17 protein-coding genes and 3 rRNA genes are annotated in these 21,643 nt (G+C 67.5%); 17 read left to right on the forward strand and 3 right to left on the reverse strand.

Features of this window, described 5'->3' with window-relative positions; all coding sequences use genetic code 11:
- Nucleotides 1–132 precede the first annotated feature (132 nt).
- On the reverse strand, nucleotides 133–2,367 hold the full coding sequence (locus tag IGS69_RS19595) for a protein kinase domain-containing protein (protein ID WP_190901625.1): 2,235 nt from the start codon (nucleotides 2,365–2,367) through the stop codon (nucleotides 133–135).
- Nucleotides 2,368–2,548: 181 nt separating this feature from the next.
- On the opposite strand from IGS69_RS19595, the gene IGS69_RS19600 reads away from it, so the two are divergent.
- Nucleotides 2,549–2,869 (forward strand): SH3 domain-containing protein, encoded by a 321-nt coding sequence (locus IGS69_RS19600; RefSeq protein ID WP_190901627.1) that lies wholly within the window; start codon nucleotides 2,549–2,551, stop codon nucleotides 2,867–2,869.
- Between the two features lie 61 nt (nucleotides 2,870–2,930).
- Complete coding sequence (locus IGS69_RS19605; RefSeq protein ID WP_190901629.1) at nucleotides 2,931–3,443, forward strand: EamA/RhaT family transporter; 513 nt, start codon at nucleotides 2,931–2,933, stop codon at nucleotides 3,441–3,443.
- 25 nt (nucleotides 3,444–3,468) lie between these two features.
- Here IGS69_RS19605 and IGS69_RS19610 read toward each other — a convergent pair whose 3' ends face one another.
- Nucleotides 3,469–4,047 carry a TetR/AcrR family transcriptional regulator gene (locus IGS69_RS19610; protein WP_190901631.1) on the reverse strand — a complete coding sequence of 193 codons (579 nt, stop codon included), beginning with the start codon at nucleotides 4,045–4,047 and terminating at the stop codon, nucleotides 3,469–3,471.
- A gap of 71 nt (nucleotides 4,048–4,118) precedes the next feature.
- On the opposite strand from IGS69_RS19610, the gene IGS69_RS19615 reads away from it, so the two are divergent.
- The 4 genes from IGS69_RS19615 (at nucleotide 4,119) to proC (ending at nucleotide 7,434) form a co-directional block, all read left to right on the forward strand.
- The gene (locus tag IGS69_RS19615; RefSeq protein ID WP_190901633.1) at nucleotides 4,119–4,712 is read left to right on the forward strand and encodes a dihydrofolate reductase family protein; all 594 of its coding nucleotides are present in this window, start codon (nucleotides 4,119–4,121) and stop codon (nucleotides 4,710–4,712) included.
- 194 nt (nucleotides 4,713–4,906) lie between these two features.
- Nucleotides 4,907–5,740, forward strand: coding sequence for an ABC transporter ATP-binding protein (locus tag IGS69_RS19620; protein WP_190901635.1), 834 nt, complete (start codon nucleotides 4,907–4,909; stop codon nucleotides 5,738–5,740).
- Nucleotides 5,737–6,516 (forward strand): ABC transporter permease, encoded by a 780-nt coding sequence (locus IGS69_RS19625; RefSeq protein ID WP_190901637.1) that lies wholly within the window; start codon nucleotides 5,737–5,739, stop codon nucleotides 6,514–6,516. The genes IGS69_RS19620 and IGS69_RS19625 overlap by 4 nt, the downstream gene beginning before the upstream one ends.
- Nucleotides 6,517–6,621: 105 nt before the next feature.
- Nucleotides 6,622–7,434: a pyrroline-5-carboxylate reductase gene (proC, locus tag IGS69_RS19630; RefSeq protein ID WP_190901639.1), complete on the forward strand. Its 813-nt coding sequence runs from the start codon at nucleotides 6,622–6,624 to the stop codon at nucleotides 7,432–7,434.
- Between the two features lie 44 nt (nucleotides 7,435–7,478).
- On the opposite strand, the gene trpS is transcribed toward proC, so the two are convergent.
- Nucleotides 7,479–8,522 (reverse strand): tryptophan--tRNA ligase, encoded by a 1,044-nt coding sequence (gene trpS, locus IGS69_RS19635; RefSeq protein ID WP_190901642.1) that lies wholly within the window; start codon nucleotides 8,520–8,522, stop codon nucleotides 7,479–7,481.
- Between the two features lie 832 nt (nucleotides 8,523–9,354).
- Between trpS and IGS69_RS19640 the strand changes: the two genes are divergently transcribed.
- The 11 genes from IGS69_RS19640 to IGS69_RS19690 all read left to right on the forward strand — a co-directional run bounded on the left by IGS69_RS19640 (nucleotide 9,355) and on the right by IGS69_RS19690 (nucleotide 21,492).
- Nucleotides 9,355–10,880: ribosomal RNA gene (locus tag IGS69_RS19640) — 16S ribosomal RNA — on the forward strand.
- Nucleotides 10,881–11,181: 301 nt separating this feature from the next.
- Nucleotides 11,182–14,301, forward strand: a 23S ribosomal RNA gene (locus IGS69_RS19645).
- A 72-nt stretch (nucleotides 14,302–14,373) separates the two neighbouring features.
- A 5S ribosomal RNA gene (gene rrf / locus IGS69_RS19650) occupies nucleotides 14,374–14,490 on the forward strand.
- The 16S, 23S and 5S rRNA genes sit together here, the layout of an rRNA operon.
- A 62-nt stretch (nucleotides 14,491–14,552) precedes the next feature.
- Nucleotides 14,553–15,197: an HAD family hydrolase gene (locus IGS69_RS19655; protein ID WP_190901643.1), complete on the forward strand. Its 645-nt coding sequence runs from the start codon at nucleotides 14,553–14,555 to the stop codon at nucleotides 15,195–15,197.
- A 94-nt stretch (nucleotides 15,198–15,291) separates the two neighbouring features.
- Complete coding sequence (locus IGS69_RS19660; RefSeq protein WP_190901645.1) at nucleotides 15,292–16,512, forward strand: MFS transporter; 1,221 nt, start codon at nucleotides 15,292–15,294, stop codon at nucleotides 16,510–16,512.
- On the forward strand, nucleotides 16,463–17,635 hold the full coding sequence (locus IGS69_RS19665; RefSeq protein ID WP_190901647.1) for an acetoin utilization protein AcuC: 1,173 nt from the start codon (nucleotides 16,463–16,465) through the stop codon (nucleotides 17,633–17,635). The genes IGS69_RS19660 and IGS69_RS19665 overlap by 50 nt, the downstream gene beginning before the upstream one ends.
- A gap of 84 nt (nucleotides 17,636–17,719) precedes the next feature.
- A complete protein-coding gene (locus IGS69_RS19670; protein WP_190901649.1) occupies nucleotides 17,720–18,535 on the forward strand; it encodes a phosphatase in 816 nt (271 codons plus the stop codon).
- Nucleotides 18,536–18,664: 129 nt separating this feature from the next.
- On the forward strand, nucleotides 18,665–18,877 hold the full coding sequence (locus IGS69_RS19675; RefSeq protein WP_004984898.1) for a helix-turn-helix domain-containing protein: 213 nt from the start codon (nucleotides 18,665–18,667) through the stop codon (nucleotides 18,875–18,877).
- A 154-nt stretch (nucleotides 18,878–19,031) separates the two neighbouring features.
- Nucleotides 19,032–19,130 carry a 30S ribosomal protein bS22 gene (locus IGS69_RS19680; RefSeq protein ID WP_003948845.1) on the forward strand — a complete coding sequence of 33 codons (99 nt, stop codon included), beginning with the start codon at nucleotides 19,032–19,034 and terminating at the stop codon, nucleotides 19,128–19,130.
- A 230-nt stretch (nucleotides 19,131–19,360) separates the two neighbouring features.
- Nucleotides 19,361–20,422 (forward strand): NAD-dependent epimerase/dehydratase family protein, encoded by a 1,062-nt coding sequence (locus IGS69_RS19685; RefSeq protein WP_190901651.1) that lies wholly within the window; start codon nucleotides 19,361–19,363, stop codon nucleotides 20,420–20,422.
- Nucleotides 20,423–20,436: 14 nt separating this feature from the next.
- The gene (locus tag IGS69_RS19690; RefSeq protein WP_190901654.1) at nucleotides 20,437–21,492 is read left to right on the forward strand and encodes a lysophospholipid acyltransferase family protein; all 1,056 of its coding nucleotides are present in this window, start codon (nucleotides 20,437–20,439) and stop codon (nucleotides 21,490–21,492) included.
- Nucleotides 21,493–21,643: the final 151 nt, after the last annotated feature.

Genomic DNA, 21,643 nt, shown 5'->3' on the forward strand with positions numbered 1-21,643 from the left:
GCCGTCTCCCGCGTTCGCGTTCCGGGGGCGGCCCTCGCGCGTGCCCGCAGGCTCCAGACCGGTGCCCTCCGCTGCCGTGTCGCCGGAGCCGGTGCTTGTCGGCTACCAGGCTGCCGGAGCCGGTCCCCCGGCCTACCAAGCAGCCGGATCGCGCCCGTTCACCGCGAAGACGGTCCCGTCCTGCGCACTGCCGTAGACCCGGTCGCCCACGACCACGGGCTCGGGCAGTGCGGCCGGGACCCGGTCCGACCGGTCGCCCAGCCGGGAAGACGTCGCGCCGGCGAGCTTCCCGCGCCGCGCGTCGACGGCGAGCAGCCGCCCGTCCGACGCGGTCACGTACACGTACCGGTCACCGGCGACCGGCGTGGACCCCCGCATCGTTCCCGTCTCCAGACTCCACAGCTGCTTACGCGCCCCGAGATCGACGGCCACCATCGACCCCCCGGTGCCCATGAGGTAGGCCCGGTTCCCGCGCACGGTGCCATGGGCCTGCTGGAGGGGGACGGTGAGGGGCACCCGGCGGGTCTCACCCGTCTTCGGAGTGTGGCGGACCACGCCCCGCGCATCGCCGCGCACCGCGTCGACGGACAGGAGGAACACCGAGCCGTCCGAGGCGCCGATGGGCTGCAGCGTCCCGTCGAGCCGGACGTCCGACCGCACGTCACCCGTCTGCGGGTCCACCACGGTGAGCCGGGTGCTCTTCCCGTCCCCCGACGCGCTGACGGCGTACGCCGACGGGTCACCGGTGAACGTGGCGAAGAGCGGCACCTCATGACCGGGGATCCGGGTGCTCCACCGCGGGTCACCCGAGGCGCCGTCCACGCCGGTGACCTTCCCGCCGGCATCCGTGACCAGGAGCATGGCGCCGGCGTACACCGCACTGCCGGCCCCGGGAGTGTCCCGCTGCCAGCGCACCTTGCCCGAGGCCGGATCGAGCGCCTCCAGGCGACGGCCCTGGTTCGGCGAGGGCTGTACCAGGCCGCCCGCCAGCACCGGCGGCTCGTTCCGCGTTCCACCGCCGACGGGGTGCCGCCACAACAGATGTCCGTCGGACGGATCCAGCGCGAAGACCAGCCCGGACGTGGCGCAGAGCAGCCGTCCCGCCCCATGGGAGCACAGGGGTGCGCTGTCCCCGGCAGCCGGTGTCGTCTGCCATCCGCTGAACGCGGCGGACGTGGTCCGCGGGGAGGCGGCCTGTGGTGAGCCGCCGTCACCGTCGAGCAGCGGGAGCGAGGCCAGAGCGCCGACGACGGCGAGGCCGAACGCCCCGGCCCCGAGGAGCGTCCCCCTGCCGAGCCGCGGCCCCCTGCCACGCCCGGCTTTCACCCCATCACCGCCCTCCACCGCGTGACCGCCCTCCACCGCGTGACCGGCCTCCACCGCGTGACCGGCCTCCACCGCATGACCGGCCTCCACCGCGTGACCGGCCCCCGCGGCACCGGCCGCTTCCACGGCACGGGCGGGTCTCCCGGCGGGCGGCCAGGAACCCTCGGTGTCCCCGGTCCGCTGAGCCGGTATGAACGTCTGCGTGTCGTACGAAGCCGCGACGGACCGCAGCTCCCGCATCAACTCGTCCGGCGTCGGCCGCTCTTCCGGCTCCTTCGCCAGACACCGCAGCACCAGCGGCGCGACCTCGTCCGGCACACCGGTCAGGTCGGGCTCGTCATGCACCACCTGGTAGGCGACGATGTACGGGCTGTCGGAGTCGAACGGCCCCCGCCCTGTGGCCGCGTGCACCATCACCGACCCGAGCGCGAAGATGTCGGCGGCCGGACCCACCTCGCGCGGGCGCCGGAACTGCTCGGGCGCCATGAAGGGCGGCGTACCGATCAACCTCCCGGTCTCGGTGCGCAGTTCGCTGTCCAGCGGCCGGGAGATGCCGAAGTCGATGACCTTCGGCCCGTCGTCGGCGAGCAGGACGTTGCTCGGTTTCAGATCCCGGTGGACGACCCCGGCACGATGGATGTCACGCAGCGCCTCGGCCAGCCCCGCCATCAGGCGCCGCAACTGGCCGGGCTCCATGGGGCCGTTCCGCTTGACGTGGTCGGACAAGGTCGGTCCCGGGATGAACAGCGTCGCCATCCAAGGCCGTTCGCTGTCCGGGTCGGCATCGACGACGGATGCGGTGAAGGCGCCGCTCACCTTTCGCGCCGCCGCCACCTCCTGCCGGAAACGCCCCCTGAAATCGGGGTCCTTGGCGAACTGGGCGTGTACGACCTTCACCGCGAGCTTCATCCCGGAGGCGCTCCGGGCCATATGCACGACACCCATGCCGCCCGAGCCCAGACAGGACTCCAGACGGTAGTGACCGGCGTATTCGGGAAGTTCCGCTTCCGCGCCCGCTCCGGCGTTCCGCTGTGGCGCCATGGGACCACCCCCGTGCTGTTCGTCCGCGCGCGCGACGCACGGAGCCTAGTCGAAGACTCGTACGGGGCAGAGGCGGCTTGCTAGCCTCCACGCACGAGTCGCGCACACGTGTTTCATGGCGCGACTCGGGGGAATCAACGACACCCCATGACAGTCATGGGGTTCAACGGGGGAGAAACGCATGTCTGTCGACCATGTCGAGGAACTCGAAGACAGAGGCGAGGGGGAAGCCGTCACCATGGCGGCGTCGGCCTTGCGCTCGTACGCCGTCGCCCCGGGCGTCCGCCTGAACGTCCGCAGCGGCCCCGGCACCGGCTACGCCTTGGTCCGCGTCCTGCCCGAGGGAGCCAGGGTCACCATCTTCTGCCAGCGCCCCGGCACGACGGTGTCGGGCCCGTACGGCACCACGAACATCTGGGACAACATCGACGACGGCGAGTACGTCTCGGACGCCTACGTACAGACCGGCAGCGACGGCTACGTCCGCCCGCGCTGCTCCTGATCCAAACCCCAGGTCCCAGCCGGCTGGGAGCCCGCGGTCCGGCGAGGGTCATAATCGACCCGTGAGTGCAGACGACAGCACCCCTGCCGCCCCCGCGGGCTCCACGGCCAGGACCCCCGGCCCCCGCCCGGAGCCCCTGCGCTTCTTCGGCACGACCTGGCTGAACCACGACAACGGCTACACCGCCCGCCGCGTCGCGGTCGCCGCCGGTTCCCTCGCCGCCGCCGCGGCCTCCTGCCTCGTCCTCCGCCTCGCCTACCAGGGCCTCCGGATCGCCGCGATCGGCGGCTTCGTCACGCTCCTCATGGTCGCGATGTTCGCGATCTGCAGCGCGATGGCCTTCCGCCACACCTGGGACGGCTTCACCCGCCGCCACGACCCGGACCGCCAGGCGTCCCTGCGCGGCCTCCTGACCGTCGGTTTCGTCGGCTCCCTCCTCGCCTACTTCTTCCGCTCCCTCACCGAGGCCCCCGGCGAGAAGCTCCACCGCGAGGAGTACGAAGAGGCCCGCAGGCAGTACGAGAAGCGCACGACCCGCCGCTCGGGCAACCCGAAGAACCGCCGCCGCGCCTAGGCCCTGGCTCTCCGGCCGGCCGTCCCTACCGCTCCGCGACGATGCGCTCGACCGCCGCCGTCACCAGCTGCTCGCGCTCCGCCTCGCTGAAGACGTCAGGCAGGGTGAGCTGCTCGACGATCAGCCAGTTCAGGGTCAGGATGAGCAGCTTGACGGCCATGGCGTCGCCGGGAAGGCCGGAAGCCTCGTGGTACGCGACGTTGGCGTCGACGTCGGCGCGCACCCGCTCGGTGAGGACCTTGCGCAGTTCGGGACGGCGCGTGGCCTCGAGGCGCAGTTCGAGCAGGGCGAGGTACCCGGTGCGGAAGCCGGCGACCCGTCCGACGAGTTCCCGCATCAGCACGGCGTAGGTCTCCCGGTCGCGGCCGGCCGCCCGCTGCCGGGCGATCGTCGCGTCGTCGGGCTGAAGCCGCTCGTAGACCCGGGCGCCGGCCTGGGTGAGGAGGTCGTCGCGGTTGGCGAAGTAGTTGGACGCGGTCCCCGCCGGTACGCCGGCCTCGGCGTCCACCGCCCGGAACGTCAGACCCCGTGCACCCTCCCGGGCCAGCACCTCGATCGCCGCGTCGACGAGCGCGGCACGCCGCTGGTCGTTCCGTCGCACCATTGACACCACTCCAGTTGTAGTACTAGCTTCAGACCACTTCACAGAGAGTACTACGCATGGAGTTATCAGAGATGCGAAAGCTCGTGTACTACATCGCTGTCACTCTCGACGGCCGCATCGCCGGCCCCAACGGCGAGTACGACTTCTTTCCCGCCGGCGACGAACGGCAGAGCGCCGCCTACAGCGCCTGGGCCAACACCCTGTACCCCGAGACGGTCCCGACCGCCTACCGCGCCGCCGCCGGCCTCGCCGACACCCCCAACCGGTACTTCGACACCGTCGTCATGGGCCTCGGCACCTACCGCGCCGGCTTCGACCAGGGCATCACCAGCCCCTACGCGCACCTGCGTCAGTACGTGGTCTCCAGCACGCTCCGGCTCGACACCGACCCGGCCGTCACCGTCGTCCCGGGCGACCCGCTCGGCCTGGTCCGCGCACTGAAGAAGGAGGAGGGCACCGGCCTGAACGTGTGGCTCTGCGGCGGCGGCAAGCTCGCCGGTGCCCTCCTGCCCGAGATCGACGAACTGGTCGTCAAGCACTACCCGGTGGTCGCCGGCGCAGGAGTGCCGGCGTTCGACGGCGCCTTCGACCCCACCGTCTTCGAGGTCGCCGAGCGCACCGCCTTCCCGAACGGCGTCACCCTCACCCGCCTCGCCCGCCGTTAGGGCACGTCCCCGCGCTACCGACTCCCGAACAGCCCGACGGTCCGACCCACTTCGGCATCCGTCCGGCGGCAGGGCCCGCCCAGCGGGGGCCCGCCCCGCTCAAACTCCGCCCACCCCGCCCTGACCCGCACCCACCCCAAACCCGCCCCCGCAGCCGCTTGACGCGCCCGACCGCCAGGAGCATTATTCATCGCATGATGAATAATGCTCCTGGCTCGCCACGCCCGGCCCCGGCACCCACCTCCAACCACTTCCCGGGCCCGGACACCCCAGCCGTCCACGCCGAGAACCTCACCGTCATACGCGGCCCCCGCACGGTCCTGCGCAACCTCGGCTTCACCGTCCCCCGGGGCCAGATCACCGGCCTCCTCGGCCCCTCGGGCTGCGGCAAGTCGACCCTGATGCGCGCCCTCGTCGGCACCCAGGCCAAGGTCACCGGCACCCTCGACGTCCTCGGCCACCCCGCCGGCCACCCCACCCTGCGCACCCGCATCGGCTACGTCACCCAGGCCCCGTCCGTCTACGACGACCTGACCGTCCGCCAGAACCTCGACTACTTCGCCGCGATCCTCGACCCCGGCCGCCCGGCAGCCGACCGCCGCGACGCCGACGTCACCCGCGCCATAGCCGACGTCGACCTCACCACCCACGCCGACGCCCTCGCCGGAAATCTCTCCGGCGGCCAGCGCAACCGCGTCTCCCTCGCCGTCGCCCTCCTCGGCTCCCCGGAACTCCTGGTCCTCGACGAACCGACCGTCGGCCTCGACCCGGTCCTGCGCCGCGACCTGTGGAACCTCTTCCACGACATCGCGACCGGCCGCGGCGCCACCCTCCTCGTCTCCTCCCACGTCATGGACGAGGCCGAGCGCTGCCACCGCCTCCTCCTCATGCGCGACGGCGAACTCCTCGCCGACGACGCCCCTGACGCCCTGCGCACCCGCACCGGCGCCACCACGGTCGAAGAGGCCTTCCTGCGCCTGGTCGACGAGGCGAAAGCAGCAGCCCGCACGAAGGAGACGACCCGATGACCACCACCACGGCCCGCCCCACCACCCCACCGAGGGCCCTGAGCGCCTCCCGCACCACCGCCACCGCGGCCCGGGTCCTGCGCCAGCTCACCCACGACCCCCGCACCATCGCGCTGCTGATCCTCATCCCCTGCGTGATGCTGTTCCTGCTGCGCTACGTCTTCGACGGCAGCCCCCGCACCTTCGACAGCATCGGCGCGTCCCTCCTCGGGATCTTCCCGCTGATCACGATGTTCCTGGTGACGTCCATCGCCACCCTGCGCGAACGCACCTCGGGCACCCTCGAACGCCTCCTCGCCATGCCGCTCGGCAAGGGCGACCTCATCGCCGGCTACGCCCTCGCCTTCGGCACCCTGGCGATCATCCAGTCCGCCCTGGCCACGGGCCTCGCGGTCTGGTTCCTCGACCTCGACGTCACCGGCAGCCCCTGGCTCCTCCTCCTGGTGGCCCTCCTCGACGCCCTCCTCGGCACGGCCCTCGGCCTCTTCGTCTCGGCCTTCGCGGCCTCCGAGTTCCAGGCGGTCCAGTTCATGCCGGCGGTGATCTTCCCCCAGCTGCTCCTGTGCGGCCTGTTCACCCCGCGCGACACCATGCACCCGGCCCTGGAAGCCGTCTCCGACGTCCTCCCCATGTCCTACGCCGTCGACGGCATGAACGAGGTCCTCCGCCACACGGACATGACCGCCACGTTCGTCCGCGACGCCCTGATCGTCGCCGGCTGCGCACTCCTGGTCCTGATCCTGGGCGCGGCAACCCTCAGGCGCCGCACGGCGTAAGCCGGCCCGGCGCGACATCCCGCCCAGCGGACACCCGAGCCGTCTCCCACTCCCCGGTGCGAGGATGGACCCCGGACGACGCACCCTTCGGAGGCACCCCGCGCCATGACCCAGAAAGTCGCAGTCCTCGGCACCGGCAAGATCGGCGAAGCCCTGCTCAGCGGAATGATCCGCGCCGGCTGGAACCCGTCCGACCTCCTGGTCACCGCCCGCCGCCAGGAACGAGCCGAGGAACTCCGCAGCCGCTACGGCGTCACCCCGGTCACCAACCCCGAGGCCGCCAAGACCGCCGACACCCTGATCCTCACGGTCAAGCCGCAGGACATGGGCACCCTCCTCGACGAGCTCGCCCCTCACGTCCCCGCCGACCGCCTGGTCATCAGCGGCGCCGCCGGCATCCCCACCGCCTACTTCGAGGAGCGCCTCGCCCCCGACACCCCGGTCGTCCGCGTCATGACGAACACCCCCGCCCTCGTCGACGAGGCGATGTCCGTCATCTCCGCCGGCACCCACGCCACCGCCGGCCACCTCGCCCACACCGAGGAGATCTTCGGCGCCGTCGGCAAGACGCTCCGCGTCCCCGAGTCCCAGCAGGACGCCTGCACCGCCCTGTCCGGCTCCGGCCCGGCCTACTTCTTCTACCTGGTCGAAGCCATGACCGACGCCGGCATCCTCCTCGGCCTGCCCCGCGACAAGGCCCACGACCTCATCGTCCAGTCCGCCATCGGCGCCGCGACGATGCTCCGCGACAGCGGCGAACACCCGGTCAAGCTCCGCGAGAACGTCACGTCCCCCGCCGGCACGACGATCAACGCCATCCGCGAACTCGAGAACCACGGCGTACGGGCCGCTCTCATCGCCGCCCTCGAAGCCGCCCGCGACCGCAGCCGCGCCCTGGCCTCGGGCAACAACAGCTGACCACCTGGGGCGGGCCCGGCACCCGCCCCCGCGGCCACGTCACCTCACACCGTCACCACCGCACCGGCACCGGCCGTCTTCTCCACTTCCGCCACAGCGGGCAACAACCCGATCGCCCGGTACGCGGCATCCACCGTCGGCCGTGCCATCCCCCGAGCCCGCTCCGCCCCGGCCCGCAGCACCCCCTCCACATGACCCGGATCGGCGCACAACTCCTTGTGCCTCTCCTGCAACGGCCGGAGCACCTCGACCACAGCCTCCGCGGTGTCCTTCTTCAAGGCCCCGTACGACGTGTACGCACCACAGAGCGCCTCGGGCTCGCCACCCGTGCACGCCGCGAGGATCTCCAGCAGGTTCGCGAGCCCCGGCCGGGCCTCCCGGTCGTACACGACCTCCCGCCCGCTGTCGGTCACCGCCCGCATGACCTTCTTGCGCACCACGTCCGGCTCGTCCAGCAGATAGACGATCCCCGGCCCGACGTCATCGCTCTTGCCCATCTTCGACGCCGGATCCTGCAGGTTCATCACCCGGGCCGCCACCCCCGGCCGGGTGGCCCGCGGCACCACGAACGTATGCCCGTACCGCTGGTTGAACCGCACGGCGATATCCCGGGCGAGCTCGACATGCTGCCGCTGATCGTCCCCGACCGGCACCTCACCGGCCCCGTACGCCAGGATGTCCGCCGCCATCAGGACGGGATAGGTCAGCAGCGACAACCGCACACTCCCGCCCCGCAGCCGCTCCCGCGCCGCCTTCTCCTTGTACTGGATCATCCGCCGCATCTCCCCGTCGGTGGCCACGCACTCCAGTACGTAGGAGAGCCGGGCGTGCTCGTCCACATGGCTCTGCACGAACAGCGTGCAGAGCTCCGGATCCAGCCCGGCCGCCAGCAGCAGCGTCGCCGACTGCCGGCTCAGCCTGCGCACCCGCGCGGGATCGTGGTCCACGGTCAGGGCATGCAGATCGACGACGCAGAACAGGGCGTCGGCCTCGTGCTGGTCGACCGCGGCCCACCGCCGCATGGCCCCCAGGTAGTTCCCCAGCGTCAGATGCCCCGTCGGCTTGACCCCGCTGAAGACCCGTGTCATCTCTCCACCTCCTGGTCGGGACCGCCGCCCCGGGCGGCCGCCCCTCCGTGGATCCGGGAGAGAGAAACGAAAACGGCCGCCGAAGCGGCGGCCGTCGAGTGCATACGTGAGCACGGCCGCCGTCAGGCGGCCCACCACAGCTGGGTGCACGTACGCGTCGTCATGAGGCCCAGGCTACGTCGCCGCGGTGCCGTCCGCCCCTGGGTTGACACGTCCTACGCCCATCCGTAGTGTTCTCCGAGTTGCCCGACGTGAGCGCCGACTCCGGTCGGTCCCCGGGCAGCCACTCCGCAAGTACCCACCACTATTCGACGCGCAGCACGTCTGTCGTCGCTTCATTGGCATGTGTATTTACGGAATGAGGAATCCACGTTCGAAAGGACGAGGCCCCCGATTCGCTCGGGAGCCGGGGAATCCGCTAAAGTCTCACTCGTCGGAACGGCCCAACAGCCGCGAAGACAAACCCCGCTGACCGGGGATCAGGCCCGAAAGGATCTGATAGAGTCGGAACCGCCGGAAAGGGAAACGCGAAAGCGGGAACCTGGAAAGCACCGAGGAAATCGGATCGGAAAGATCTGATAGAGTCGGAAACGCAAGACCGAAGGGAAGCCCGGAGGAAAGCCCGAGAGGGTGAGTACAAAGGAAGCGACCGTTCCTTGAGAACTCAACAGCGTGCCAAAAGTCAACGCCAGATATGTTGATACCCCGTCCATCGGACATTCGATGGTCGAGGTTCCTTTGAAGAAAACACAGCGAGGACGCTGTGAACGGTCGGGCCTATTCCGCCTGACTGTTCCGCTCTCGTGCGTGTCATCCCGATCACGGGAAAACATTCACGGAGAGTTTGATCCTGGCTCAGGACGAACGCTGGCGGCGTGCTTAACACATGCAAGTCGAACGATGAACCACTTCGGTGGGGATTAGTGGCGAACGGGTGAGTAACACGTGGGCAATCTGCCCTGCACTCTGGGACAAGCCCTGGAAACGGGGTCTAATACCGGATACTGACCATCGCAGGCATCTGTGAGGGTCGAAAGCTCCGGCGGTGCAGGATGAGCCCGCGGCCTATCAGCTTGTTGGTGAGGTAATGGCTCACCAAGGCGACGACGGGTAGCCGGCCTGAGAGGGCGACCGGCCACACTGGGACTGAGACACGGCCCAGACTCCTACGGGAGGCAGCAGTGGGGAATATTGCACAATGGGCGAAAGCCTGATGCAGCGACGCCGCGTGAGGGATGACGGCCTTCGGGTTGTAAACCTCTTTCAGCAGGGAAGAAGCGAAAGTGACGGTACCTGCAGAAGAAGCGCCGGCTAACTACGTGCCAGCAGCCGCGGTAATACGTAGGGCGCGAGCGTTGTCCGGAATTATTGGGCGTAAAGAGCTCGTAGGCGGCTTGTCACGTCGGTTGTGAAAGCCCGGGGCTTAACCCCGGGTCTGCAGTCGATACGGGCAGGCTAGAGTTCGGTAGGGGAGATCGGAATTCCTGGTGTAGCGGTGAAATGCGCAGATATCAGGAGGAACACCGGTGGCGAAGGCGGATCTCTGGGCCGATACTGACGCTGAGGAGCGAAAGCGTGGGGAGCGAACAGGATTAGATACCCTGGTAGTCCACGCCGTAAACGGTGGGCACTAGGTGTGGGCAACATTCCACGTTGTCCGTGCCGCAGCTAACGCATTAAGTGCCCCGCCTGGGGAGTACGGCCGCAAGGCTAAAACTCAAAGGAATTGACGGGGGCCCGCACAAGCGGCGGAGCATGTGGCTTAATTCGACGCAACGCGAAGAACCTTACCAAGGCTTGACATACACCGGAAAACCCTGGAGACAGGGTCCCCCTTGTGGTCGGTGTACAGGTGGTGCATGGCTGTCGTCAGCTCGTGTCGTGAGATGTTGGGTTAAGTCCCGCAACGAGCGCAACCCTTGTCCCGTGTTGCCAGCAGGCCCTTGTGGTGCTGGGGACTCACGGGAGACCGCCGGGGTCAACTCGGAGGAAGGTGGGGACGACGTCAAGTCATCATGCCCCTTATGTCTTGGGCTGCACACGTGCTACAATGGCCGGTACAATGAGCTGCGATACCGCGAGGTGGAGCGAATCTCAAAAAGCCGGTCTCAGTTCGGATTGGGGTCTGCAACTCGACCCCATGAAGTCGGAGTCGCTAGTAATCGCAGATCAGCATTGCTGCGGTGAATACGTTCCCGGGCCTTGTACACACCGCCCGTCACGTCACGAAAGTCGGTAACACCCGAAGCCGGTGGCCCAACCCCTTGTGGGAGGGAGCCGTCGAAGGTGGGACTGGCGATTGGGACGAAGTCGTAACAAGGTAGCCGTACCGGAAGGTGCGGCTGGATCACCTCCTTTCTAAGGAGCACTTCTTAACCGGGCTTGCCTGGTTCAGAGGCCAGTACATCAGCGAATGTCTGATGCTGGTTGCTCATGGGTGGAACGTTGACTACTCGGCACACTTGATCGTCTTCTCCTTCTAGTACTGCTCTTCGGAGCGTGGAACGTTGAGGGGAGCGGGGAGTGTGTCGGGCACGCTGTTGGGTGTCTGAGGGAATGGTTTTCCTCAGTCGCCGGCCCCGGTGAAGCATCACGTAAGTGGTGTGTGACGGGTGGCTGGTCGTTGTTTGAGAACTGCACAGTGGACGCGAGCATCTGTGGCCAAGTTTTTAAGGGCGCACGGTGGATGCCTTGGCACCAGGAACCGATGAAGGACGTGGGAGGCCACGATAGTCCCCGGGGAGTCGTCAACCAGGCTTTGATCCGGGGGTTTCCGAATGGGGAAACCCGGCAGTCGTCATGGGCTGTCACCCATGCCTGAACACATAGGGCATGTGGAGGGAACGCGGGGAAGTGAAACATCTCAGTACCCGCAGGAAGAGAAAACAACCGTGATTCCGGGAGTAGTGGCGAGCGAAACCGGATGAGGCTAAACCGTATACGTGTGAGACCCGGCAGGGGTTGCGTATGCGGGGTTGTGGGATCTCTCTTTCACGGTCTGCCGGCCGTGGGACGAGTCAGAAACCGTTGATGTAGGCGAAGGACATGCGAAAGGTCCGGCGTAGAGGGTAAGACCCCCGTAGTCGAAACGTCAGCGGCTCGTTTGAGAGACACCCAAGTAGCACGGGGCCCGAGAAATCCCGTGTGAATCTGGCGGGACCACCCGCTAAGCCTAAATATTCCCTGGTGACCGATAGCGGATAGTACCGTGAGGGAATGGTGAAAAGTACCCCGGGAGGGGAGTGAAATAGTACCTGAAACCGTGTGCCTACAAGCCGTGGGAGCGTCGGAACAAGGCTTGCCTTGTTCTCGTGACTGCGTGCCTTTTGAAGAATGAGCCTGCGAGTTTGCGGTGTGTTGCGAGGTTAACCCGTGTGGGGAAGCCGTAGCGAAAGCGAGTCCGAATAGGGCGACTGAGTAGCACGCTCAAGACCCGAAGCGGAGTGATCTAGCCATGGGCAGGTTGAAGCGGAGGTAAGACTTCGTGGAGGACCGAACCCACCAGGGTTGAAAACCTGGGGGATGACCTGTGGTTAGGGGTGAAAGGCCAATCAAACTCCGTGATAGCTGGTTCTCCCCGAAATGCATTTAGGTGCAGCGTCGTGTGTTTCTTGCCGGAGGTAGAGCACTGGATAGGCGATGGGCCCTACCGGGTTACTGACCTTAGCCAAACTCCGAATGCCGGTAAGTGAGAGCGCGGCAGTGAGACTGTGGGGGATAAGCTCCATGGTCGAGAGGGAAACAGCCCAGAGCATCGACTAAGGCCCCTAAGCGTACGCTAAGTGGGAAAGGATGTGGAGTCGCAGAGACAACCAGGAGGTTGGCTTAGAAGCAGCCACCCTTGAAAGAGTGCGTAATAGCTCACTGGTCTAGTGATTCCGCGCCGACAATGTAGCGGGGCTCAAGCGTACCGCCGAAGTCGTGTCATTCACACATGAGGGCCAACGCCTGTGTGGATGGGTAGGGGAGCGTCGTGTGCCGGGTGAAGCAGCCGCGGAAGCGAGTTGTGGACGGTTCACGAGTGAGAATGCAGGCATGAGTAGCGATTCACACGTGAGAAACGTGTGCGCCGATTGACTAAGGGTTCCTGGGTCAAGCTGATCTGCCCAGGGTAAGTCGGGACCTAAGGCGAGGCCGACAGGCGTAGTCGATGGATAACCGGTTGATATTCCGGTACCCGCTGTGAAGCGTCAAACATCGAGCATCGTGATGCTAAGGCCGTGAAGCCGCCCCGGAGCCTTCGGGCAAAGGGGAGTGGTGGAGCCGCCGAACCAAGCGGTTAGTAGGTGAGTGATGGGGTGACGCAGGAAGGTAGTCCATCCCGGGCGGTGGTTGTCCCGGGGTAAGGGTGTAGGCCGTGCGATAGGCAAATCCGTCGCACATAAGGCTGAGACCTGATGCCGAGCCGATTGTGGTGAAGTGGATGATCCTATGCTGTCGAGAAAAGCCTCTAGCGAGTTTCATGGCGGCCCGTACCCTAAACCGACTCAGGTGGTCAGGTAGAGAATACCGAGGCGTTCGGGTGAACTATGGTTAAGGAACTCGGCAAAATGCCCCCGTAACTTCGGGAGAAGGGGGGCCACACCTGGTGATCCGTTTTGCACGGTGAGCTGGGGGTGGCCGCAGAGACCAGCGAGAAGCGACTGTTTACTAAAAACACAGGTCCGTGCGAAGCCGTAAGGCGATGTATACGGACTGACGCCTGCCCGGTGCTGGAACGTTAAGGGGACCGGTTAGCTCCATTTCGGTGGGGCGAAGCTGAGAACTTAAGCGCCAGTAAACGGCGGTGGTAACTATAACCATCCTAAGGTAGCGAAATTCCTTGTCGGGTAAGTTCCGACCTGCACGAATGGCGTAACGACTTCTCGACTGTCTCAACCATAGGCCCGGTGAAATTGCACTACGAGTAAAGATGCTCGTTTCGCGCAGCAGGACGGAAAGACCCCGGGACCTTTACTACAGTTTGATATTGGTGTTCGGTTCGGCTTGTGTAGGATAGCTGGGAGACTGTGAACTCTGGACGCCAGTTCAGGGGGAGTCGTCGTTGAAATACCAGTCTGGTCGTGCTGGATGTCTAACCTGGGTCCGTGATCCGGATCAGGGACAGTGTCTGATGGGTAGTTTAACTGGGGCGGTTGCCTCCTAAAGAGTAACGGAGGCGCCCAAAGGTTCCCTCAGCCTGGTTGGCAATCAGGTGTTGAGTGTAAGTGCACAAGGGAGCTTGACTGTGAGACCGACGGGTCGAGCAGGGACGAAAGTCGGGACTAGTGATCCGGCGGTGGCTTGTGGAAGCGCCGTCGCTCAACGGATAAAAGGTACCCCGGGGATAACAGGCTGATCTTCCCCAAGAGTCCATATCGACGGGATGGTTTGGCACCTCGATGTCGGCTCGTCGCATCCTGGGGCTGGAGTCGGTCCCAAGGGTTGGGCTGTTCGCCCATTAAAGCGGTACGCGAGCTGGGTTTAGAACGTCGTGAGACAGTTCGGTCCCTATCCGCTGTGCGCGTAGGAATATTGAGAAGGGCTGTCCCTAGTACGAGAGGACCGGGACGGACGAACCTCTGGTGTGCCAGTTGTTCTGCCAAGGGCATGGCTGGTTGGCTACGTTCGGGAGGGATAACCGCTGAAAGCATCTAAGCGGGAAGCCTGCTTCGAGATGAGTATTCCCACCTCCTTGAGAGGGTAAGGCTCCCAGTAGACGACTGGGTTGATAGGCCGGATATGGAAGCACGGTAACGTGTGGAGTTGACCGGTACTAATAGGCCGAGGGCTTGTCCTCAGTTGCTCGCGTCCACTGTGTTGGTTCTGAAACCACGAACAACCAAAGTGCCGGTTGTCAGTTTCATAGTGTTTCGGTGGTTATAGCGTAGGGGAAACGCCCGGTTACATTCCGAACCCGGAAGCTAAGCCTTACAGCGCCGATGGTACTGCAGGGGGGACCCTGTGGGAGAGTAGGACGCCGCCGAACAATTTTTGGGAAAACCCCCGCATCTTCGGATGCGGGGGTTTTCTGCGTTTAAGCTCGAATCCATGCGCTATGACCTCGTGATTTTCGACAATGACGGTGTTCTCGTCGACAGTGAGCCGATCTCCAACCGGTTGCTCGCGGCGTACCTCACCGAGCTGGGGCACCCCACCTCCTACGAGGAGTCCATTCGGGACTACATGGGATCGGCGATGCACCGCATTCACGAGCTGGTCCTGGAGCGGACCGGGCAGCGGTTGCCGGAGGACTTCGACGACGTCTTTCACACGCGGGTGTTCACGGCCTTCGAGCAGGAACTCGTGGCCGTCACCGGGGCCTCCGAGGTGTTGGAGAAGCTGGCCGCCGACGGGGTGCCGTACTGCGTGGCCTCCTCCGGTAGCCATGAGCGGATCCGCGTCGGGCATCGGACGACCGGGCTCGACCGGTGGTTCGACGAGGAGCGGATCTTCAGTTCGCAGGACGTCGGGAGGGGCAAGCCGGCCCCTGACCTGTTCCTGTTCGCGGCCGAGCGGATGGGGGTCGCGCCGGAGCGGTGTGTCGTCGTCGAGGACAGTCCGCTGGGAGTGCAGGCCGCTGTCGCCGCCGACATGGACGTGTACGGGTTCACCGCCATGACGCCGGCGGAGAAGCTGGCCGGAGCCACCCGGCTCTTCTCCGACATGGGGCAGCTGGTCGACCTGCTGGTGTGAGCCGCTCCCGGAGACCCGGACCCGCCGAAGCTGAGGAAAATTCATCTTTGGCCGGATCTACCCACGGGTAGGCCTGGGCCCTACGCTCGCCGCCATGACTGATGTGCTGCGGCGCGGCAGGGGGTCGCTGGCGTTCGGCTTCCTGGTGCAGGGGGTCGCCTTCGCTCTGCTCGTGACGAGGATCCCGGCCATCCAGGACCGGTACGGGGTCTCCGACGCGCTGCTGCCCGCGTTTCTCGCCGCCGTACCGATCCTCGCGGGGATCGGGAGCGTGACCACCGAGCGGCTGGTGATGCGGGTGCGGCCGAGCCGGCTGCTGCGGTGGTCCCAGCCCGTGGTGCTGCTGGCGCTGCTCGGCGTCGGGGCCGGGGAGCGGATGGTGGAGCTCGGGATCGCGCTCGCGGCGTTCGGCCTCGCCGTCGGCGTGCTGGACGCGTCGATGAACATGCTCGGGGTGAGCCTGCAGCGATCGTACGGGCGCAGCATCATGCTCAGTTTCCACGCGGCGTACAGCCTGGGCGGGATCGTCGGAGCCTCGCTTGCTTGGGTGGGGGCGCACTGGCAGCTGGCGTTGTGGGTGTCGTATCTGCCGGTCGTGCTGGTGCTGCTGCCGGCCGTGCTGGTGGGGAGCCGGTGGTACGTCGACGACCGGGGCGGTGCGGCTGGGGAGGTGGAGAAGCCGGGCGGGGAGGGCCAGGTTCTCGTCTTCCGGTTGCTGTTGCCGCTGTGTCTGGTGATGACGGTCGCGTACATCGGGGACTCGACGGTCTCCAACTGGAGTGCCAAGTACCTTCAGGACGTGCTCGGGAGTTCGGAGCAGATGGCGACGGTGCCGTACAACGTGTACATGGTCACCACGCTGCTGGGGCGGGCGATCGGGGACCTCGGGGTGCGGCGGTTCGGGGCGGTCGCGGTGGTGCGGGGCGGGGCGCTGCTGGCTGCGGGTGGATTCGCCGTGGTGGCCGCCGCGCCCGGGGCGTGGGTCGGGATGGTCGGGTTCACGCTGCTGGGGCTGGGACTGTGCGTGCTGGTGCCGCAGACGTTCGCGGCGGCCGGGAGGCTGTTCCCGGGAGCGTCGGACGCCGCCGTGGCGCGGCTGAATGTCTTCAACTACGTGGGGTTCTTGATCGGTTCGCCGTTGGTCGGGGCGCTCGGGGATCTGTGGAGCTACCGCGGGGCCATGCTCGTGCCGATGGTGTTGGTGCTGGTGACGCTGGTGTACGCCCGGTCGTTCGCGGCTCAACCGGACCGATACGGTGGCGGGCATGAGCGGCCGCGCACAGCTGATGTGGGACGAGGCAGTAACGGGCTATGACTTCGGTCCCGGGCACCCGATGGATCCGGTCCGGCTCGCCCTGACCCGGAGACTGGTCGACGCCTTCGGGCTGGACCGCGAGGTGGAGGTCGTCGCCGCGAAGGCGGCCGGGGAGTCGACGCTGCGGCTCGTCCACCGCCCGGACTACATCGGGGCGGTGAAGGCCGCGTCGGCGGATCCGGGGGCGGCGGACCAGTCGTACGGGCTGGGGACGTTGGACGATCCGGCGTTCGCCGGGATGCACGAGGTGTCGGCGCTGATCGCCGGGCAGTCGGTGGGGGCGGCGGAGGCCGTGTGGCGGGGTGAGGCGCTGCACGCGGTGAACTTCGCGGGCGGGCTGCACCACGCGATGCCGGGTGGTGCGTCCGGGTTCTGCATCTACAACGACGCCTCGCTGGCGATCGCGCGGCTGCTGGAGCTCGGGGCGGAGCGGGTCGCGTACATCGACGTCGACGTGCATCACGGGGACGGGGTGCAGGCGGCGTTCTGGGAGGACCCGCGGGTGCTGACGATCTCGCTGCACGAGCATCCTCAGACGCTGTTCCCGCAGACCGGATGGCCGCAGGAGACCGGGGCGGACTCCGCGGAGGGTTCGGCGGTGAACGTGGCGCTGCCGGCCGGGACGGGGGACGCGGGGTGGCTGCGGGCGTTCCACGCGGTCGTGCCGGAGCTGATCGCCGGCTTCCGGCCGCAGGTGCTCGTGACGCAGCACGGGGCCGACACGCACTTCGAGGATCCGCTGGCGCACCTGGCGGTGTCGCTGGACGCGCAGCGGGCGGTGCAGGTGGCCTGTCACGACCTGGCGCACGAGTACGCCGACGGGCGGTGGGTGGCCCTGGGCGGGGGCGGTTACGCGGTGGTCGACGTGGTGCCGCGCTCGTGGACGCACCTGGTCGCGATCGCGGCCGGGCGGGCCGTGAAGCCCGAGGCGATGATCCCCGAGGGCTGGCGTCAGGAAGTGTTCGCGAAGACGCGGCAGTTGGCGCCGGCGCGGATGACGGACGGCCGCTGGCCCGTGAGCTGGTCCGGCTGGGACGAGGGCTACGACCCGGCGGACCGGCTGGACCAGGCGGTGCTGGCGACGCGGCGGTCGGTGTTCCCGCTGCGGGGGTTGCTGGCGTGAGGCGGTGCCGCCGGGTGTAGGCCGACCGTGCGGTGTTCGCGGGTTCCCGGGACAGGGGGAGTTCCGGTCACGCACGATCTTCTTGTGCTGACCCCCGAGGCCCTGCGTGCGCATCTGGTGGGTGCTCGGCTCGCCGGGACCGTGGCGACGTCGCGGGAGGAGAGCCTGCGCAGTTATCGGCTCTTCGCCGCCCGGGACCCCCGGGTGCTGCTCGGAATCGACCCCGAAGGTGCCTGGGGGCAGCGGGAGTTGATCGAGCTGATGGCGGACCGGTGTGGTGTTTCGGCCGATTCGCGGCGGGTTTCCGGCCAGGACGTGATCGATCCGGAGCGGACCCTGGCGGCGCTGGACGCCTTCGCGGAACGCCTCGCCGAAGCCGCCGGGCGGGGCGCTCCCGTGCTTCTCGGGACCGGGCACCCGCATCGGCTGCTCGGTTTCTACGGCGCTCTGGCAGACGCGCTGTCGGCGGCTGGATGTGCCGTTCTCACCCCGGCGAAGGGTCGCCGTGTCGACATAACGACCCGGTTCGGCCTACGCACGTACAACCTCGACTACGTACGGGGAGTCGCGCTGGTGCGGACCCCGGACGGGGAACGCCCCGGTTGTGAGCCCGGCGCACATACGCACTCACCTCTCCCGGTTCGTACCGTACTGGCCGCTTGTGCGGAGGCCGGCGGGCCCCTTCCCGAGCTGGTGATCGGGGACCACGGGTGGGTCTGCGGGGCAGGTCAGCTGGGGTTCGAGGCCATCGGGCCGGCCGATACGGACGACCCGGCGCTGTTCGTGGGGGAGGCCGAGGGGTCCGTGGCCGTGGCCGTTCCACTTGATGACGGCGTGCGGTCCGATTACTACCTGCCGCTTACCCGCTACGTACTCAATCGGGCGTGTCTGTCACAGTAGGCCGCCGATGGGTGCACCTCTTCCCCACTCGCATCACTGGCACCTACATTGGGGAGTGAGCACGCAGCGACGAAGAGTCACCGGAAGGGGAAGCCGGTGGCCGTCGAGTGCGGAAGGTTCAGGTGTGTCATGGCTGCAGCTGGCGAGAGGCCTCTGAACGAGGTTCAGTTCCTTACCGTGGCGGAAGTCGCCTCGGTGATGCGAGTGTCGAAGATGACCGTGTACCGGCTGGTGCACAGCGGTCATCTGCCCGCGATCCGTGTGGGGCGGTCCTTCCGCGTCCCGGAGCAAGCGGTTCACGAGTACCTCCGCGAGAGTTACGTGGGGGTGGAAACCGCCTGACGGCGGGGCCGGGGCGATCCCCACAGGGCACTCGGGATCCCCCCGGCCTCCTCGATTACGACCTCAGCGCTCGGACGGGTAGGCTGGCCCCTCGTAGGTCGTATGGGCCCATGGCGCCCAAACACCGAGTGATGAGAAGTGAGCGAGGGTAGTCGTGGGCTCTGTTATCAAGAAGCGGCGCAAGCGGATGGCGAAGAAGAAGCACCGCAAGCTGCTCAAGCGCACGCGCGTTCAGCGTCGTAACAAGAAGTAAGTTCGCGACGCGCGAGCCGCGAAAGCGTTGCTGTGGCCCCCCACCCACCGGTGGGGGGCCACACGCATATCCGCCGCGGGTTCCGCGCCCGCGGCCCCGCGCTCCTGCGTCCGGCTGCTTCGGTCACTTCACGCATCGGGCGGTCATCACAGCGCAACAACAACCCGCTAAGTTGGCCCCACGGGGGAACGCGGTGGGGGGCAAGACGTTCTGGAAGGAAGGCGCTGATCTTGGGCAAGGTCGTGCTCGTGACCGGAGTGGCCCGCCAGCTGGGGGGCCGGTTCGTCAGGCGCATCCAGCGGGACCCCGAGGTGGACCGGGTCGTCGCCGTGGACGCGGTGCCGCCCGAGCACCATCTGGGCGGCGCGGACTTCATCCAGGCCGACATCCGGCAGCCCGGGATCGCGCGGGTGCTCGCCGAGACGGGCGCCGACACGATCGTCCACCTGGACGTGACGGGCACGCCGCTGGGCAGCGGCAACCGGGCCTCCCTGAAGGAGACCAACGTCATCGGCACCATGCAGCTGCTCGGTGCCTGCCAGAAGTCCCCGGCCGTGCAACGGCTGGTCGTGAAGTCCAGTACCAACGTCTACGGCTCCGCGCCCCGCGACCCGGCCGTGTTCACCGAGACGACTCCGCCCAAGTCCCTGCCCAGTGGCGGCTTCGCCAAGGACACGGTCGAGGTCGAGGGGTATGTCCGCGGCTTCGCGCGCCGCCGGCCCGATGTGGCCGTGTGCGTACTGCGGTTCGCCAACATCCTGGGCCCGACCGCGGACACGCCGCTCGCCTCGTACTTCGCGCTGCCGGTCCTGCCGACGGTGTTCGGCTACGACCCGCGGCTGCAGTTCGTGCACGAGGACGATGTGATCGAGGTGCTGCGGATCGGCTCGCACGAACCCCGGCGGGGCACGCTCAACAGCGGCACCTTCAACATCGCCGGCGACGGTGTGCTGCTGCTCTCCCAGTGCTCCCGGCGCCTCGGGCGGCCCACCGTGCCGCTGCTGCTGCCGGCCGTCACCTGGGCGGGCTCGCTGGTGCGTACGCTGGGCATGACGGACTTCTCGCCCGAGCAGATCCGGCTGCTCACACACGGCCGGGTGGTGGCCACGGGCCAGATGCGCGAGACGCTGGGATTCCAGCCCAAGTACACGACCGCGGAGACGTTCGCGGACTTCGCCCGCAGCCAGGGCCCCGGACTTCTTCCGCCGGAGGCCCTTGCGGGGGCCGTCGACCGGATCGCCGACTCGCCTCTCGCGGGCGGCGGACACTCCCCGACGCAGAGCGCCAACTGAGGAGCGCATCAACGATGGCGGACGCCAAGGTCATTCCGTTCGACGACGACCGGTCCCGCGGGAGCGCCGTGCAGCGCCCGCAGCGGCGCCGGAGCGCCGGGAACCGCCGCTCGGGCGCGGAGTCCGTGCCGGTGCGTGAGGTGCAGCCCCTGCCCACCAGGGCTGTTCCGCAGGATGATGTTCCTGTGACTTCCGATGAACAGCCGCCGCAGCCTTCCCGGGACGGCGAGGGCGGGCTGGAACGGCGGATCGCGGGCGGCCTGGCCTTCCTGCGCCGCCGCCTCACCGGGGACTACGAGGTCGACGACTTCGGCTACGACGAGGAGCTCACCGATCAGGTCCTGATGTCCCTGCTGCGCCCGCTGTACGACACGTACTTCCGGGTCGAGGTCAAGGGCATCGAGAACATCCCGTCCGAGGGCGGTGCCCTGATCGTCGCCAACCACTCCGGCACGCTGCCGATGGACGGCCTGATGATGCAGGTCGCCGTGCACGACAACCACCCGGCGGGCCGGCATCTGCGGCTCCTGGCCGCGGACCTGGTGTTCATGCTGCCGGTGGTCAACGAGCTGGCCCGCAAGCTGGGTCACACCCTGGCGTGCGCCGAGGACGCGTCCCGGCTGCTGGAGCAGGGCGAGTTGGTCGGGGTGATGCCGGAGGGCTTCAAGGGCCTTGGCAAGCCGTTCGCGGACCGCTACAAGCTCCAGCGCTTCGGCCGCGGCGGTTTCGTCTCGACGGCGCTGCGCGCGGGGACGCCGATCGTGCCCTGCTCGATCGTCGGGGCGGAGGAGATCTACCCGATGATCGGCAACGCCAAGACGGTCGCGCGGCTGCTGGGCTTCCCCTACTTCCCGATCACGCCCACGTTCCCGTGGCTCGGACCGCTCGGGGCGATCCCGCTGCCGACCAAGTGGACGATCCAGTTCGGCGAGCCGATCCCCACGGACGGCTATCCGCCGGAGGCGGCCGAGGACCCGATGCTGATGTTCAACCTGACCGACCAGGTCAGGGAGCAGATCCAGCACACGCTCTACAAGTTGCTGGTGCAGCGGCGGTCGGTGTTCTTCTGACGCCGACGTCCGCAACAGCGTGTGACCCTGCCCGGTCGCTCGGATCCGCCGGACGGAGTCCGGCACGGCTGTCCGAAGCCTGCGGAGCAGTGCGAGGGCAGCAGACAAGAGGGGCCAAGTTGCTGGTGCAGCGGCGGTCGGTGTTCTTCTG

It is taken from the genome of Streptomyces tuirus (assembly GCF_014701095.1).
Lineage (GTDB): Bacteria > Actinomycetota > Actinomycetes > Streptomycetales > Streptomycetaceae > Streptomyces > Streptomyces tuirus.

What these genes read in the sequence shown, in the direction of transcription:
- IGS69_RS19690 (WP_190901654.1), top strand. Translation starts at nt 20,437, where the DNA reads ATGGCGGACGCCAAGGTCATTCCGTTCGACGACGACCGGTCCCGCGGG.
- IGS69_RS19600 (WP_190901627.1), top strand. Translation starts at nt 2,549, where the DNA reads ATGTCTGTCGACCATGTCGAGGAACTCGAAGACAGAGGCGAGGGGGAA.
- IGS69_RS19610 (WP_190901631.1), bottom strand. Translation starts at nt 4,047, where the DNA reads ATGGTGCGACGGAACGACCAGCGGCGTGCCGCGCTCGTCGACGCGGCG.
- IGS69_RS19615 (WP_190901633.1), top strand. Translation starts at nt 4,119, where the DNA reads ATGCGAAAGCTCGTGTACTACATCGCTGTCACTCTCGACGGCCGCATC.
- proC (WP_190901639.1), top strand. Translation starts at nt 6,622, where the DNA reads ATGACCCAGAAAGTCGCAGTCCTCGGCACCGGCAAGATCGGCGAAGCC.
- IGS69_RS19620 (WP_190901635.1), top strand. Translation starts at nt 4,907, where the DNA reads ATGATGAATAATGCTCCTGGCTCGCCACGCCCGGCCCCGGCACCCACC.
- IGS69_RS19675 (WP_004984898.1), top strand. Translation starts at nt 18,665, where the DNA reads ATGGCTGCAGCTGGCGAGAGGCCTCTGAACGAGGTTCAGTTCCTTACC.
- trpS (WP_190901642.1), bottom strand. Translation starts at nt 8,522, where the DNA reads ATGACACGGGTCTTCAGCGGGGTCAAGCCGACGGGGCATCTGACGCTG.
- IGS69_RS19665 (WP_190901647.1), top strand. Translation starts at nt 16,463, where the DNA reads ATGAGCGGCCGCGCACAGCTGATGTGGGACGAGGCAGTAACGGGCTAT.
- IGS69_RS19595 (WP_190901625.1), bottom strand. Translation starts at nt 2,367, where the DNA reads ATGGCGCCACAGCGGAACGCCGGAGCGGGCGCGGAAGCGGAACTTCCC.
- IGS69_RS19625 (WP_190901637.1), top strand. Translation starts at nt 5,737, where the DNA reads ATGACCACCACCACGGCCCGCCCCACCACCCCACCGAGGGCCCTGAGC.
- IGS69_RS19660 (WP_190901645.1), top strand. Translation starts at nt 15,292, where the DNA reads ATGACTGATGTGCTGCGGCGCGGCAGGGGGTCGCTGGCGTTCGGCTTC.
- IGS69_RS19655 (WP_190901643.1), top strand. Translation starts at nt 14,553, where the DNA reads ATGCGCTATGACCTCGTGATTTTCGACAATGACGGTGTTCTCGTCGAC.